This window comes from Enterobacillus tribolii (assembly GCF_003363015.1).
Taxonomy (GTDB): domain Bacteria; phylum Pseudomonadota; class Gammaproteobacteria; order Enterobacterales; family Enterobacteriaceae; genus Enterobacillus; species Enterobacillus tribolii.
The window spans coordinates 189,547-204,570 of sequence record NZ_QRAP01000003.1 but is presented as its reverse complement, the minus strand read 5'-3'; the positions used below and the strand labels follow the sequence as shown (position 1 = coordinate 204,570).

Sequence of the window (15,024 nt, the reverse complement as noted above, 5' to 3'; positions counted from 1 at the left end):
ACTGATGTTTAACCTGAGTTTACTTTTCAGGCGCGGAAATAATGAACCTGCTGGCGCTGTCGTAGTTTTATTGTTGGGGGTTTATTATTTGTTATATATATCATCGTGTTGCGTGGAGTGTTAGGGGCTTTATGCAATAAATCGTCTGCGCGGAATCATGAGGAAATACGAAGTCTGGTCGGTTTTATTATGATATTTCATTTTGCGTAATAGTCATTTTCAGAATTCGGCGTTGTTTTTAAAAATATATCTGCTTTATTAGGGGCATCCCAAAAAGGGGATACGGAGGATTTTTGTCGCAGATTTTAAGCAATATCGCATAAGTATTGCTTAGCGTCTTCGGTAGATTTCTGAACAGACAAACCGTCAGCAGTACGGATATTGACGCTATTGAGTTAGCGTCCGGCAAGAGTAAAAGGCTTTTATTATGAGAGTAATATCAACATCGGAAGTGATCGACATTAACGACGCCTGCGTCGGCATCGTCTCCAACGACCCCCTGTTTACCGAAGGTGTCAAAGGGCTGCTCAAGCTCTGTCGTTCAGATATTGCGCCGGGAACGTGCCCGGTGATGCAAAGCAAAATCCTGTTTCTCGATCTCGACAGCCTCGACCAGTCGATTTTTGAGATCGTCCGTACACTGACCCACCTGAGCTACGAACAAACGTACCGCGTTGTATTCTGGACCACCAACCAGCATGACTACACGCTGAACTTCCTGCGCACCATCGAAAACGCCAGCTTTATCAGCAAAAATGCCCAGCTGGAACCCATTAAGAAGGCAATGCAGGCAGTGCTGCGCGGCGAGATCTTCATTTCACCGGCGATTGACGGGATGTTCCGCGAGTCCAACAAACCAGGCAACATCAGCGAAGAAACGTTCACCATTCTGGACAATATGATGAGCGGCGTGCGGGTGAAGCGCATTGCGGCCAACTTGCAGGTGGCGGACAAATCCATTTACAGCAAGATGCGTCAGTTTCGCGGTCGGCTGGCGCTGATGCGTAAAAGTGATTTTCTGAGCTTTATCCACGAAATTTCATAGACAAACGAAGGGAGCGTTTGTGCTTTTGCCGCAACGGGTTGTTGCGGCTTTTTTTGTCCGTTGCCGGGGAGTGCCTGGGTTCTGATGAAAAAAAGCCGGAATATATTCCGGCTTTTTCGCAGGTGATCCGGCCATTAACCGGCTTAGCGCATGGTCACAAACTCTTCCGATGCGGTCGGGTGAATGGCGACGGTATTGTCGAAATCTTTCTTGGTCGCGCCCATCTTCAGTGCGACGGCGAAGCCTTGCAGGATTTCATCCATACCGAATCCGATGCCGTGAATACCGACGATTTTCTCTTCCGGACCAACGCAGACCAGCTTCATACGACACGGCTGGCGGTGCTGGGTGACCGCGGTGTACATGGCGGTAAACGCGGATTTGTACACTTTCACGTTATCCGCGCCATGCTGTTCCTTCGCCTGATCTTCGGTCAGGCCGACGGTGCCGATAGGCGGGTGGCTGAACACCACGGTGGGGATATTGGTGTAATCCAGATGCTCGTCGGGCTTGTTGTTAAACAGGCGCTCGGACAGGCGGCGGCCAGCGGCCACGGCGACCGGCGTCAGCTCCACCGCGCCGGTGTTGTCGCCGACGGCGTAGATGCCCGGAACGCTGGTATTCTGATATTTATCTACTGAAATATAGCCTTTGGCATCGGTTTTCACGCCGGTAGCGGCCAGGTTGATGGCATCGTTGGCCGGCTCACGGCCGATGGCCCAGATCAGGCAGTCCACTTCCGTGCTGTTGCCGTTTTCCAGCGTCAGGGTCAGGCTGCCGTCGCTGTTTTTGGTGATGGACTTGGGCACGGACTGCGTATGCAGGTGCGGCCCTTCGGCGTTCATCACTTCAACCAGCGTTTCTACGATCATCGGATCGAAGGTGCGCAGCGGCGCATGCTTGCGCACGAACAGGTGGGTTTCTGCCCCCAGCCCGTTAAGTACGCCGGCGATTTCCACCGCAATATAGCCTGCGCCCACAACGGCAACGCGCTTCGGCATTGCATCCAGGGCGAAGAAGCCATCGGAATCGATGCCGTATTCCGCGCCGGGAATCGACGGGCGTGAAGGGCGGCCGCCGGTGGCGATAAGGATATGGTCCGCGGTAATTTTCTCGCCGTTGACCTCAACGGTGTGCGCGTCGATGAAGGTGGCGAAACCGTGAATGACGTCGACTTTGTTATTGCCCAGGCCGCGCTCGTAAGACTGATGGATGCGGTCGATGTAGGCGCTGCGGCTGGCGACCAGCGTTTTCCAGTCGAAACCGTTGATCGTGGTGTCGAAGCCGTAATCCGGGCCGTACAGGCGGATCGCTTCTGAAATCTGCGCCGCATGCCACATCACCTTCTTCGGCACGCAGCCGACGTTTACACAGGTGCCGCCCAGATATTTCGCTTCAATCAGGGCGCATTTCTGGCCGTACATGGCCGCACGGTTGATGGAGGCGATGCCGCCGCTGCCGCCGCCAATTGCAATGTAGTCGTAATGTTTCGTCATTAGCTGGGTCCATAGTCAGAGACAAATATTGGGCTCAAGTGTAACGCCAGAGCCGTTATCGCCACAAAGATTAGGCCTATTGTTGCGATAGGCCGGAATTATTCCGGCACGATCCACTCCAGATGCGTGTGCCCGGTGCCTGACGGCACCAGCGCCTGATGCAGCCAGGGCAACAGCTCGCGCATCTGCTGTTCCAGTTTCCACGGCGGGTTGATGACAATCATCCCCGAGGCGGTCATGCCGCGCTGATCGCTGTCCGGGCGCACCGCCAGTTCGATCTGCAGAATACGGCGGATGCCGGTTTCCTGTAAGTCGCGGATCATGCGCTTGGTTTGCTGGCGCAGCACCACCGGATACCACAGGGCGTAGACGCCGGTGGCGAAACGTTTGTAGCCTTCCTGAATGCCTTTTACCACGTCCTGATAGTCCGTTTTCATCTCGTAAGGCGGATCAATCAGGATCAGGCCGCGCCGCGAATCGGGCGGGAGCTGCGCCTTGAGCTGCTGGTAACCGTCGTCACGCAACACCCGCGCCCGCTCGTCTTTCTGAAACTCCTGGCGCAATAAAGGATAGTCGCTGGGATGTAACTCCGTCAGGTGCAGCTTATCCTGCGCGCGCAGCAGGAGACGGGCAATCAGCGGGGAACCGGGGTAGTAGCGCAACTGCCCGTTGCGGTTGAAGGCGCGCACGGCGTCCAGATACGACGTCAGGGCGTCGGGAATGTCATCGCGCTGCCACAGCCGGGCGATGCCTTCCAGGTATTCGCCTGTCTTTTCCGCGTGTTCGCTGCTTAACTGGTAACGTCCGGCGCCGGAGTGGGTGTCCAGGTAGAGGAAGGGCTTCTCTTTTTCCTTCAGCGCTTCAATGATCAGGCTCTGAACGGTGTGTTTAAGAACGTCGGCGTGGTTGCCGGCGTGGAAACTGTGGCGATAGCTCAGCATTTGATTATACTTAATTGATTTTTAAATGATTAATTTGTGGTTTGTTTCGAATCTCAAGATTTATTACCCCACAAATCACCCCACGTAGTTATGCTCAATGGTGAAAACACCAGAACGGAATGAAGGGAGTATAAAGCAGAAAAGGTTTGAAAGAACCACAAACAAAAAGTCTATATCCAGAGCCTATATGCAACTTTAAGAAAAACTGCTTATAGATGATTACATTGTGACAAGCTATTGACCTGCTCGTCATTGGTGACGGTCTTGTCCTTAGCCGGCAGGCCGGGAAGGCTTCGCTCATCGTCAGCAACGGCTTCAAGGCGGGTGATTTCGATATCAGGGGAATCAGTTTTAGCACGGAGTTCATCGAACTGTTTACCCTCTTCATCGGTCAGTCTGCGCTTCTCGCTATCCTTGCCTTTTTTCCAACTGGTTTGTTTAACGTGAAGATTGCAAGTGATAAATAGCATGCCAATAAAGAACAGAAGGCCCATGCCAAATAATTTGCTGACTCATAAAATGCTTCTCTTAACAGAACAATAAAGTTTCCATTAACATCCTCTTTTTATCTGTTAAGTTGCATCAAACAAATTTCACATATTTATTTCTTGGCATGGCCAGGCAATACAGTAATGCAAAAAACAGAGCTCCATACATTATGGAGTCATAAGGATCTATATCATAGTTGATAAAAAGAATATCCCTTAAGAAGTTATACCCATGATAAAAAATCCCAAATTGCAGCGCTGCAATAATTGGGACGATAAATGTATAAACGATAAATAACGGGCGCTTCATCTTTTTATCCACGACCAGCTTGATGTAATAAAGTAAAATAAATAAAAGTATCGATATACCGTAGTATACAAAAACAGGAAGCCATGATTTTGTAGATAAGATAACATCATTTTCCATCGTACTTACTCCCTATTACCTGATATACTGTATATCGAATAAGAAGTTGCTACACTTCCCATCGCATCAGTAGCTATCGCAACCTTACTCATTTCCTGCCAGCCCAAAATATAATCGCTCTTAATTTGATGAAACAACTTCCATGATTTATGTCTTGGCAATAGAACCTGGCGTGCAGCGCCATACCCTGTTAAGCCCAAGTCTACTGCACCGTATACTATATCAGCAGTATCATTGCTATAACCTAACGTTTGTGCTGTATAGCGGTAGGCGTCCCTTACTGGGCCGGATATATCTCTACGGAGTAGAAGATAATACCCGCTTTCATAAGCGTTATTCGCACCCTGAATCGCCATTGGCGCTCCGTATCCTGAACATGCTGCCCCCAATGAGCCTACACATACACCTGCGCCAGCAAAAAACTGAGCCCCTCCACTTACAAATCCTATTTGCTTAAGAACGATTTGCTGATTTTTATTTTTTCGCTCTTTTTCGACAATAAGGTAAAGCTGAACTTGTCCTGACATTATTAAAAAGTCTTGCTCTGCAAGATGCTCTATTTCAAGTTGTAAAACATCTACGCCACCACGATAAGACATGCAATTGATATAAATTTCGTGTTCGAGCTCACTGATTAAGTTCTCCGTATCGGAAAATAAACTCGAACGCAGAAACTGAAGGTGCCTTCCTGACAAGCTGCGCGAAAACCGCCTCAACTCCTCGCGTTTGCGCTCAAATTCATTACGACATGCGCTTTGTCCGTACCCCATAGCCCTCCCTGTCTGGTGTATATCAATCCTGTGTGATTGTAACCGTTTTTACCGGCTTGGCTATGGGGAGTCTCTTAAAGTTTGTTAACCAATTTACTTCACTTCTCGCTCATCCACCCAGGAGAAGACAATACTATTCGTGGCGATAGCTCAGCATGTCGATTTTCCGGTGACTGAATTCGGGCCGCTCCGCACGGGAAAGGCATATGGCGCCCAGTATAAACGTTCCGCCGGGAAATAGGTTGCTTTATCAGGACGGGGCCGATGACCCGCACATCGCCTATCGCAAGAATCGGAACGCTTAACTATTGATATTCGCTACACTTAACCTCATATAACGTTCATTACGCTGCCGCGCTGGCGGTGTTAACCTGTATTCATTCGCTGCCCGGCCGCGGGCTCCCGGGCCGCCATTTTATAAGGATCGTTTCCATGACCAATCCGTTACTGACGCCGTTCGACTTACCGCCTTTTTCCCGGATTAAACCGGAGGATATCGTCCCCGCCGTTACGTCGGCGCTGGCGGACTGCCGTGCGGAGGTTGAGCGGGTTGTGGCGCAGGGCGCTCCGTTCACCTGGGACAACCTGTGCCAGCCGCTGGCGGAAACCGACGATCGCCTGAGCCGGATTTTCTCCCCGGTCAGCCACCTGAATTCGGTGAAAAACAGCCCGGAACTGCGCAGCGCCTACGAGCAATGCCTGCCGCTGCTGTCGGAATACGGCACCTGGGTGGGGCAGCATGAAGGGCTGTACAAAGCCTATCGCAATCTGAAGGAAGGCGCGTCGTTCGCCGGCCTGACCAAGGCGCAGAAAAAAGCGGTGGAGAATGCGCTGCGTGACTTCGAGCTGTCCGGCATCGGCCTGCCGAAAGCGCAGCAGCAGCGTTATGGCGAGATTATGGCCCGCCTGTCCGAGCTGGGTTCCGCGTTCAGCAATAACGTGCTGGATGCCACCATGGGCTGGAGCAAGCTGATCACCGATGAACAACAACTGGCCGGCCTGCCGGAAAGCGCGCTGGCCGCGGCACAGGCGCAGGCGGAAGCCAAAGAGCAGAAAGGCTGGCTGCTGACGCTGGATATGCCGAGTTACCTGCCGGTTATGACCTATGCCGACAACCGCGAGCTGCGCCATGAGATGTACCAGGCATTTACCACCCGCGCTTCCGATCAGGGGCCGAATGCCGGCAAATGGGACAACAGCGCGATCATGGCGGAAACGCTGACGCTGCGCCACGAGTTGGCGCAACTGCTGGGCTTCGCCTCTTACGCAGATAAATCACTGGCGACCAAGATGGCGGAAAATCCCCGTCAGGTGCTGGATTTTCTGACCGATCTGGCGAAACGTGCCCGCCCGCAGGGCGAGGAGGAGCTGGCGCAACTGCGCGAATTTACCCGCCAGCACTACAACGTCAGCGAGCTGGAGCCGTGGGACATTACCTACTACAGCGAAAAGCAGAAGCAGCATCTCTATTCCATCAGCGATGAGGAACTGCGCCCGTACTTCCCGGAACAGCGCGTGCTGAGCGGCCTGTTTGAAGTGGTGAAACGCATTTACGGCATCACGGCGAAAGAGCGTCATGACGTTGACGTGTGGCATCCGGAGGTGCGCTTCTTCGATCTGTTCGATGACAGCGGTGAACTGCGCGGCAGTTTCTTCCTCGATCTTTACGCGCGCGAGCACAAGCGCGGCGGGGCCTGGATGGATGACTGCGTTGGCCGCATGCGCCGCAGCGACGGCACGCTGCAGAAGCCGGTGGCGTATCTGACCTGTAACTTCAACCGCCCGGTCGGCGATAAACCGGCGCTGTTCACCCACAACGAAGTGACCACGATGTTCCATGAGTTCGGCCATGGCCTGCATCACATGCTGACCACCGTGGAAACGCCGGGGGTGTCCGGCATCAACGGCGTGCCGTGGGATGCGGTCGAACTGCCGAGCCAGTTCATGGAAAACTGGTGCTGGGAGCCGGAGGCGCTGGCCTTCATCTCCGGTCACTATCAGACCAACGAACCGCTGCCGCAGGCGATGCTGGACAAGATGCTGGAGGCGAAAAACTATCAGGCGGCGCTGTTTATCCTGCGTCAGCTGGAGTTCGGATTGTTCGATTTCCGCCTGCATACCGAGTTCGATCCGGCGCAGGGGCCAAAGATTCTGGAAACCCTGCAGGAAGTGAAAAAGCTGGTCGCCGTAGTGCCGTCTCCATCATGGGGCCGTTTCCCGCACGCATTCAGCCATATCTTCGCCGGCGGTTACGCGGCGGGGTATTACAGTTATCTGTGGGCCGAACTGCTTTCGGCGGATGCCTTCTCCCGCTTTGAGGAGGAAGGGATTTTCAACGTGGATACCGGCCGCGCTTTCCTGGACAACATCCTGTCACAGGGCGGCTCTGACGAACCGATGAACCTGTTCCGCAATTTCCGCGGACGCGAGCCGAAAATCGACGCCATGCTGCGTCATTACGGCATCAAAGGGTAATCCGTTGAGCATTCAACTGATTACCGAACAAGGCGCCGACAGCGGCGCCTTGTCGCATCTGGCGCAGCGCTGGGGGCTGACGCACGATCCCGCTGCTGTGATGGCGCTGGTGCTGACGCCGCAACATCTTGAGCTGCGCAAGCTGGACGAACCCAAACTGGGCGCGATTTTTGTCGATTTCGCCGGCGGCGCGCTGGCGCACCGGCGCAGGTTCGGCGGCGGTCGCGGCGAAGCGGTGGCGAAGGCGGTCGGCATTAAGGGCGATTACCTGCCTGACGTGGTGGACGCCACGGCGGGGCTGGGACGCGATGCGTTCGTGCTGGCGTCGGTCGGCTGCCGGGTGCGGATGCTGGAGCGTCACCCGGTGGTGGCCGCTTTATTGGATGACGGTTTACGGCGCGGCTATGAAGATGCGGAAATCGGCGGCTGGCTGCGTGAGCGGCTGACGCTGATCCACGCTTCCGGTATTGACGCGCTGGATAGCCTGACGCCGCGCCCGGAAGTGGTGTATCTCGATCCGATGTATCCGCACAAGCAGAAGAGCGCGCTGGTGAAAAAAGAGATGCGGGTGTTTCAGTCCCTGGTCGGGGCAGATGCCGATGCGGATGAACTGCTGGCTCCGGCACGCCGGCTTGCCACCAAACGGGTGGTGGTCAAGCGGCCGGATTACGCGCCGCCGCTGGCGGGAATTCCCGCTCATGCGGCGACGGAGACCAAAAACCACCGGTTTGATATCTATATGCCGCAGGCATAACGGTGGAAGGGCCGGGGCGCTTACAGCACCCCTTGCGCCAGCATGGCGTCGGCAACCTTCACGAAACCGGCGATGTTGGCGCCCTGAACGTAGTTGGTTTGTGAGCTTTCACCGCCGTACTCCACGCAGGCCTGGTGGATGTCCAGCATGATGTGGTGCAAACGCAGATCCACCTTCTCGGCTTTCCAGCCCATACGCGCGGCGTTCTGCGCCATTTCCAGCCCGGATGTCGCCACACCGCCGGCGTTTGCCGCTTTACCCGGCGCAAACAGCACGTTCGCTTCCAGGAAGAGTTCGGTGGCTTCGATGGTGGTCGGCATGTTGGCGCCTTCGGCCACGGCTTTCACGCCGTTGGCGATAAGCTTGCGCGCCGCCTCGACGTCCAGTTCGTTCTGGGTGGCGCAGGGCAGGGCGATATCAACAGGAACGCCCCAGGGCTGCTGGCCTTCCAGATACGTTAAGCCGAATTCGTTGGCGTAGTCGCGTACGCGGCCGTCGTGCTGGGATTTGATTTCGCACAGGCGGGCCAGTTTCTCTTCGGTGAAGCCGGCTTCGTCCACCACGGTGCCGTTGGAGTCGGAAGCGGTGATAACGCGCGCGCCCAGCGACATGGCTTTCTCGATGGCGTATTGCGCCACGTTGCCGGAGCCGGAAACGGCGACGCGCATGCCTTCAAAGCCCAGGCCGTGACGTTTGAGCATGGCGTTGGTGAAATAAATCAGGCCGTAGCCGGTGGCTTCCGGACGAATCAGGCTGCCGCCGAAAGAGAGGCCTTTGCCGGTAAACACACAGGCGGTGTTGTTGGACAGCTTTTTCATCATGCCGGCCATGTAACCCACTTCACGGCCGCCTACGCCGATGTCGCCGGCAGGGACGTCGGTGTCCGGGCCGAGGTGGCGGTATAGCTCGCACATCAGCGCCTGACAGAAACGCATGATCTCGCCTTCGCTTTTACCGCGCGGGTTAAAGTCGCTGCCGCCTTTGCCGCCGCCCATAGGCAGGGTGGTCAGGGAGTTTTTCAGCGTTTGTTCGAAGCCGAGGAATTTCAGAATCGACAGGTTTACCGAGGGGTGGAAACGCATGCCGCCTTTGAACGGGCCGATCGCCGAACTGAACTGAACACGCCAGGCACGGTTCACCTGAACCTTCCCGTGGTCATCCAGCCAGGTGACGCGGAACTGAATGATGCGCTCAGGTTCGACCAAACGCTCCAGCAGCGCGCCATTGCGATAACGCGGGTTTTGTTCCAGAAACGGCCATAAGGTCGTCATTACTTCGCGCACGGCCTGAAGGAATTCAGGTTGATGTGGATCTCGCTGTTGTACACCGGACAGGAAACTTTCTAGAGACGAAAAATTCTCCATAGAGCTTTTACTCCTTGTGATAATTTAATGAAATATATGTATTTTTATGATTATTTTAGTTGTGGCTGGTTGCCGTGTTTGCGTTTTCGACTATAACACCAGCAATACCGGGGTTAACAAGTTTTTTTTCTGATGAGAGCGGGAGAAATATTAGCGATGCGCGATGATCCGCCGGTTTCAGGTATGCGGATCATCGCGGGTAAGGACGGGAATCAGCCTTTTTGTGCGGGCGTTGAGGCGTCTCCGGTTGCGTTCATCATCCGGTTCAGCCACGGCACCATGATAGCCATGATGATGGCGATGATCAGGGTGGCGATGCCGATTTTGCTGAAGACGCCGGTGTAGATCGGCAGCGTTTGCAGCGGGTCGGTAATGCCTTCCGGCACGGCGGTGAAGGTGGCGACGTAGCCGCCCAGCAGGAAGGAGGCCGCCTGCGTCAGGAACCACATGCCGAGGATAAAGCCCATCAGATACTGCGGCACCAGCGCCGCGACCATCGCCAGACCGAGGGCGCTGATCATCAGCTCGCCCAGGCTCTGGAACAGATAGACCAGCACGATGAACCAGGGCGAAGTCAGCCCCTGCGCATCAGCGAACCACAGCCCCGCGGCGGCGGCAGTCAGGAAGCCCAGTGAGCAGAGGAACATACCCAGCGTAAATTTCGCCGGCATGGTCAGGTCTTTCCCCTTAACGCCGAGGCGGGTGTAGAGCGATGCCAGGATCGGGCTGGCGACCACCACCCAGAAGGGGTTCAGCGCCTGGAAGCTCACGGGGTTGATCGTGAAGCCGAGAATTTCGTGGTGGACGTTATTGATGGCGAAGAAGTTGAGTGAGGTCGGCATCTGTGCGTACAGAATGTAAAACAGGATAGCTTCGATCATCAGCACGAAAGCGACGTACATTTTGTTGCGGCCGATCTTGTCCTGTTTGAACGCCTCGCGGAAGAAAACGAACACCACGCCGATGGAGATAACGATCAGCGCGATATTGGCGATTTTGACGTTATGCATCAGCCAGGCGCAGACGTACACCATGACGACGGTGCCCAGCAGCACCATCAGCAGGTTTTTCACGTTCAGGGGGCGGTGGTCCGGCTCGGAACCGATATTACGCACCATGCCGCGGCAGGCGAAGTAGACCAGCAGCGCGACGATCAGGCCGATACCGCAGATGTTGTAGGTGATGGCGTAGCCGTATTTGTCCGCAATGACCGGCGCGGCGGAGAGGGAGAGCAGCGAACCGATGTTGATGGACATGTAAAACAGGGTGAACGCCCCGTCCAGACGCGGGTCCTTCGGCGGATAACACTTCGACAGCAGGCTGGCCGGGTTGGCCTTGAACAGGCCGTTACCCACCGCGATGGTGCCCAGCGCGATGAAAATCATATTCGGGCTGTGCAGCGACAGCCCCGTCATGAAGTAACCGACGGCGAGTACAATGGCGCCCAGCACCATGGTGCGTTTGGTGCCGAGCAGGTGATCGCCCACGTAGCCGCCGATGGAGATCAGGCCATAAACCAGTGCGGCGAAGGCGCCGAAGGTAATGAACGCCTGTTCCTGTGAGAATCCCAGCTGTTTGACGAAAAAGACCGCCAGGATCCCCTGCACGCCGTAGTAGCCGAACCGCTCCCACAGTTCGACGAAGAAGATCATGAAAAAGGGTTTGGGTTGATGCAATAAACCGACAGGGGTGGGCTTATCCATGGTAAATCTGCCTCTGCGTGATGGTTCTTAGAAGTGTAGGCGGGCATCAGATGGCATGCCGTCTTGTGGTTGATGAACGAACAGAATTCCATTTCATTGCCTTTCGGCTTTGATTTAATTCCATATGATTTGTGGATGATAGGTTATTGTATTGTTTGTTGACTGACTTAGTGGTTGATCACACTAATCAGCTTTTGTCCGGCGGGAGATAAAAACGCGGAAAGAAAAACGCCCGCATGAGCGGGCGTTTGGAGATTCATTGATTAATTAAATGATTAGTCGTCATCTTCATCGCGCAGGGGAACGATCAGCATGTCGATATGCACGGTGTTGATTAACTGGCGCGCGGAAGACATCAGCTTGCTCCAGAAGTCCTGATGGTGGCCGCACAGCACCAGATCCATGTCGTACTTCTTGATCGCGTCAACCAATACCTGTCCCAGGTCACCGCTGCCGCTCAGGGTCTCTGCGATGGGATAACCGGCGTTCTGGGAGAGATCGGTCAATGCATGATGCGTTTCGTCGGAAATGCGTTTCTGCATGTCTCCGAGATTAACGTCGATCAAACCGGTGTAGAGATCGGAGTAATTGACATCAACGTGAATCAGAGAAACTTTGGCATTGTATGGCTTAGCCATAGAAACCGCTTTCTCGACCAGAATGTTACTCTCAGGGGAAAGGTCTACAGCAACCAGAATATGTTTATAAGCCATAAAGTACTCCTTCCGTAAAAGCCGATGAATAGGTGACAGGCATTTGCTTGTACCGGGCTTCTTGCATGCCTGCATGTTATCACTGTCCGCCGTTGCGAGGGTGTCTCTCCGATCACAACATGCGGGTTTTTATAGCCAAATGTTGCATAGCCGTCGTGCATCTGAATGAGGGCTGACCCTTTTGTTTTACACCCGGAAGGCGTATTCGCCTATGCCCCGGCGGCAAAAAGCCGCCTGACTGCTGTATTTGTGCTCACATCGTTATGCGATGGTTATAACGCGTGAAAGCGGGGCGGCGTAAAAGATTAGCCCCGTTTTTTATAAGGATAGCCCTTACTGAAAGCAAGTGCAGAATGCTCTGTATCAGCAATTAGTACTTTTTTTGTCGCTGGTTTACCGGCTTGCTCACGTTTTCTGCTTTTATTTTAGGAATAGATCGTGAGTTTTGGTGACAGCGGAACGCATTATTCGTTGTCGCACAAGATCTGCGAATTTGTTGCCGTGATCTCTATTCCATTTTCGTATTCTTTTCCTAAACTGGTAGATAGTGGCTTGCCGAATAATCAGGCTGGGCCACCTCCCCGATAAGAAATACTGCGGTTTGGTGCGCAGGCAAGGCACCAAAAGTTGTCTGGCAAAATAACGAGTGCGGTCATTCCGTGCTATGGCGGGGTGATTGCCGGGAGGAGAGCATGGTTAATACCGTTGCGCTGTTCTGGGCATTATTTGTGGTATGCGTGGTGAACATGGTGCGCTACTACTCCTCACTGCGGGCACTGCTGGTGGTTCTTCGCGGCTGTGATCCGCTTTTATATCAATACGTTGACGGAGCCGGGTTTTTTACCGCACACGGTCAGCCCAGCAAACAAATCCGTCTGGTTCGTTATATTTACGCACAACGGTATCTCGATCATCATGATGATGAGTTTATCCGTCGCTGTGAGCGCCTGCGCCGTCAGTTTATGCTGACCAGCGCCCTGTGTGGGCTGGTGGTGGTGTGTCTGGTATCGCTGGCGGTCTGGTATTGACTGCCTCAGGGAAGGATATAAAAAAACCCGTCAGGTTCACCTGACGGGTTTTTTGTTGCCCGGAAAGAATCAGAGCACGAACGTCAGCGCCAGCCAGTACAGGCCGCCGGCCAGTACGATGGATACCGGCAGCGTCAGTATCCAGGCTAACAGGATGTTCTTCACCGTCTTCTTCTGCACGCCGCCGCCGTCAACGATCATGGTGCCGGCAACGGAGGAGGAGAGCACGTGGGTGGTGGAAACCGGCATCCCGGTGTAGCTGGCTACGCCGATGGAGATAGCCGCGGTCATCTGGGCGGAAACCCCCTGCGCGTAGGTCATGCCTTTCTTGCCGATTTTCTCCCCGATGGTGGTCGCCACGCGGCGCCAGCCGATCATGGTGCCAAGGGAGAGCGCCAGCGCGACGGCGACGATAATCCACATCGGCGCATATTCGACGGTTTGCAGCAGGTCCTTACGCAGATCGCCGAGGTAGCGGCGGTCGCTCAGGCTGGTTTCCGGCAGCTTGCCGGCTTTCTCCGACGTGTCGGCGATGCACATCAGCAGACGGCGCATGTGGTTGCGCTGCTCAACGTTCAGTTCGCTGTAGCTTTGCAGATTACCCAGCATGCCCTGCGCCTGTTCAATGGCGATCAGCGCGCGGTCGCTGTGACAGTGGAATTCACCGCTGTTCAGCGCGACTTCGACCGGCGCTGTCGGCTCGCTGCCCACGATGTGCGGCAGGGTGTCCTTGTTTTTAACGTAGTACTGCTGGAGGTGCACCACGGCGTCGCGGGTACGGGCGATGTCATACCCGGTGGCGTCCATATTGACGACGAAGCCCGCCGGCGCAACGCCGATGAGCACCAGCATCAGCAAACCGATGCCTTTCTGGCCGTCGTTGGCGCCGTGAGAGAAGCTGACGCCGACGGCGGACAGGATCAGGGCGATACGGGTCCAGAACGGCGGCTTACGTTTGCCGTCGATTTTTTCGCGTTCCGCCGGCGTCATGTGAATGCGCTGGCGTTTTTTGGTGCCGCTCCAGTAACGGCGCAGCAGGAAAACCATACCGCCTGCCACGATCAAACCTACCAGAGGGGAGATAATCAGCGACATAAAGATGCCGATGACTTTCGGGATATTGAGCGCATCTACCACGGAAGCGTTGGTGACCAGCGCGTTCGTCAGGCCGATACCGATGATCGCCCCGATGAGGGTATGGGAACTGGAGGCCGGCAAACCGAAATACCAGGTGCCGAGGTTCCAGATGATCGCCGCCAGCAACAGTGAGAACATCATCGCCAGTCCATGGGCAGAACTCACGTTTAGCAGCAGATCGGTCGGAAGCATGTGGACGATGGCGTAAGCAACGCTGAGACCGCCCAGCATCACGCCAAGGAAGTTGAAGATACCGGACATCACGACGGCAAGCTGCGAACGCATTGCCCGGGTGTAAATAACGGTTGCCACCGCGTTGGCCGTGTCGTGGAAACCGTTGATGGCTTCGTAAAACAACACGAACAGCAATGCGAGTACCAACATTACGCTAGTGTGAAAATCTAGCCCTGCAAAAAGATGTAGCATAAGCGTTACGCCAGGTAGTGGACATGAACGCGGCGCATTATCTGTGAGAAAGCGGGTTGGGTAAAAGAGAAATATGACTATTTTTTGATTTTTTTGTGGCAAAAGATGTCATTAAAATTAGATTACTCTCATAAATTCATAGGGTTGCCGCCTTCTTTGCTCATTAATATTTTCTTACACTGGAGCCGCCGGAAAACGGCGTTTACAATGCTTTTTCAGAATTTGTGAGTGCCGTTTCATCACGGCAGGATATGAGG

12 protein-coding genes and 1 pseudogene are annotated in these 15,024 nt (G+C 54.6%); 4 read left to right on the top strand and 9 right to left on the bottom strand.

Annotation, left to right across the window (positions count from 1 at the left end; all coding sequences use genetic code 11):
• The first annotated feature begins 427 nt into the window (after window positions 1–427).
• On the top strand, window positions 428–1,045 hold the full coding sequence (locus C8D90_RS08335) for a response regulator transcription factor (RefSeq protein WP_115457984.1): 618 nt from the start codon (window positions 428–430) through the stop codon (window positions 1,043–1,045).
• Window positions 1,046–1,188: 143 nt separating this feature from the next.
• Here C8D90_RS08335 and gorA read toward each other — a convergent pair whose 3' ends face one another.
• The 5 genes and pseudogenes from gorA to C8D90_RS08310 form a co-directional block, all read right to left on the bottom strand.
• Window positions 1,189–2,541 carry a glutathione-disulfide reductase gene (gene gorA, locus C8D90_RS08330; protein ID WP_115457983.1) on the bottom strand — a complete coding sequence of 451 codons (1,353 nt, stop codon included), beginning with the start codon at window positions 2,539–2,541 and terminating at the stop codon, window positions 1,189–1,191.
• A gap of 98 nt (window positions 2,542–2,639) precedes the next feature.
• Complete coding sequence (locus C8D90_RS08325) at window positions 2,640–3,482, bottom strand: 23S rRNA (adenine(2030)-N(6))-methyltransferase RlmJ (protein WP_115457982.1); 843 nt, start codon at window positions 3,480–3,482, stop codon at window positions 2,640–2,642.
• A 245-nt stretch (window positions 3,483–3,727) separates the two neighbouring features.
• Window positions 3,728–3,952 (bottom strand): annotated as a pseudogene (locus tag C8D90_RS08320) (phage major capsid protein); the annotation flags it as partial.
• Window positions 3,953–4,064: 112 nt separating this feature from the next.
• On the bottom strand, window positions 4,065–4,397 hold the full coding sequence (locus C8D90_RS08315; RefSeq protein WP_115457981.1) for a hypothetical protein: 333 nt from the start codon (window positions 4,395–4,397) through the stop codon (window positions 4,065–4,067).
• A gap of 5 nt (window positions 4,398–4,402) precedes the next feature.
• Complete coding sequence (locus tag C8D90_RS08310; protein ID WP_115457980.1) at window positions 4,403–5,167, bottom strand: DUF4225 domain-containing protein; 765 nt, start codon at window positions 5,165–5,167, stop codon at window positions 4,403–4,405.
• Window positions 5,168–5,599: 432 nt separating this feature from the next.
• Between C8D90_RS08310 and prlC the strand changes: the two genes are divergently transcribed.
• Both prlC and rsmJ read left to right on the top strand, forming a co-directional pair.
• A complete protein-coding gene (gene prlC, locus C8D90_RS08305; protein ID WP_115457979.1) occupies window positions 5,600–7,642 on the top strand; it encodes an oligopeptidase A in 2,043 nt (680 codons plus the stop codon).
• Window positions 7,643–7,646: 4 nt separating this feature from the next.
• Window positions 7,647–8,396 (top strand): 16S rRNA (guanine(1516)-N(2))-methyltransferase RsmJ, encoded by a 750-nt coding sequence (gene rsmJ / locus C8D90_RS08300; protein ID WP_115457978.1) that lies wholly within the window; start codon window positions 7,647–7,649, stop codon window positions 8,394–8,396.
• Between the two features lie 20 nt (window positions 8,397–8,416).
• Here rsmJ and gdhA read toward each other — a convergent pair whose 3' ends face one another.
• The 3 genes from gdhA to uspA all read right to left on the bottom strand — a co-directional run bounded on the left by gdhA (window position 8,417) and on the right by uspA (window position 12,176).
• Complete coding sequence (gdhA, locus tag C8D90_RS08295) at window positions 8,417–9,760, bottom strand: NADP-specific glutamate dehydrogenase (protein ID WP_115457977.1); 1,344 nt, start codon at window positions 9,758–9,760, stop codon at window positions 8,417–8,419.
• A 212-nt stretch (window positions 9,761–9,972) separates the two neighbouring features.
• Window positions 9,973–11,463: a dipeptide/tripeptide permease DtpB gene (gene dtpB, locus C8D90_RS08290; RefSeq protein ID WP_115457976.1), complete on the bottom strand. Its 1,491-nt coding sequence runs from the start codon at window positions 11,461–11,463 to the stop codon at window positions 9,973–9,975.
• A gap of 275 nt (window positions 11,464–11,738) precedes the next feature.
• Window positions 11,739–12,176, bottom strand: a complete 438-nt coding sequence (uspA, locus tag C8D90_RS08285) for a universal stress protein UspA (RefSeq protein WP_115457975.1) — start codon at window positions 12,174–12,176, stop codon at window positions 11,739–11,741.
• Window positions 12,177–12,868: 692 nt separating this feature from the next.
• Between uspA and uspB the strand changes: the two genes are divergently transcribed.
• A complete protein-coding gene (gene uspB / locus C8D90_RS08280; protein ID WP_115457974.1) occupies window positions 12,869–13,204 on the top strand; it encodes a universal stress protein UspB in 336 nt (111 codons plus the stop codon).
• 69 nt (window positions 13,205–13,273) lie between these two features.
• Here the strand turns inward: uspB and pitA are convergent, their stop codons facing one another.
• Complete coding sequence (pitA, locus tag C8D90_RS08275) at window positions 13,274–14,767, bottom strand: inorganic phosphate transporter PitA (protein WP_115457973.1); 1,494 nt, start codon at window positions 14,765–14,767, stop codon at window positions 13,274–13,276.
• Window positions 14,768–15,024 lie beyond the last annotated feature (257 nt).

What these genes read in the sequence shown, in the direction of transcription:
- uspB (WP_115457974.1), top strand. Translation starts at nt 12,869, where the DNA reads ATGGTTAATACCGTTGCGCTGTTCTGGGCATTATTTGTGGTATGCGTG.
- C8D90_RS08335 (WP_115457984.1), top strand. Translation starts at nt 428, where the DNA reads ATGAGAGTAATATCAACATCGGAAGTGATCGACATTAACGACGCCTGC.
- pitA (WP_115457973.1), bottom strand. Translation starts at nt 14,767, where the DNA reads ATGCTACATCTTTTTGCAGGGCTAGATTTTCACACTAGCGTAATGTTG.
- dtpB (WP_115457976.1), bottom strand. Translation starts at nt 11,463, where the DNA reads ATGGATAAGCCCACCCCTGTCGGTTTATTGCATCAACCCAAACCCTTT.
- gdhA (WP_115457977.1), bottom strand. Translation starts at nt 9,760, where the DNA reads ATGGAGAATTTTTCGTCTCTAGAAAGTTTCCTGTCCGGTGTACAACAG.
- uspA (WP_115457975.1), bottom strand. Translation starts at nt 12,176, where the DNA reads ATGGCTTATAAACATATTCTGGTTGCTGTAGACCTTTCCCCTGAGAGT.
- prlC (WP_115457979.1), top strand. Translation starts at nt 5,600, where the DNA reads ATGACCAATCCGTTACTGACGCCGTTCGACTTACCGCCTTTTTCCCGG.
- C8D90_RS08310 (WP_115457980.1), bottom strand. Translation starts at nt 5,167, where the DNA reads ATGGGGTACGGACAAAGCGCATGTCGTAATGAATTTGAGCGCAAACGC.
- gorA (WP_115457983.1), bottom strand. Translation starts at nt 2,541, where the DNA reads ATGACGAAACATTACGACTACATTGCAATTGGCGGCGGCAGCGGCGGC.
- C8D90_RS08325 (WP_115457982.1), bottom strand. Translation starts at nt 3,482, where the DNA reads ATGCTGAGCTATCGCCACAGTTTCCACGCCGGCAACCACGCCGACGTT.
- C8D90_RS08315 (WP_115457981.1), bottom strand. Translation starts at nt 4,397, where the DNA reads ATGGAAAATGATGTTATCTTATCTACAAAATCATGGCTTCCTGTTTTT.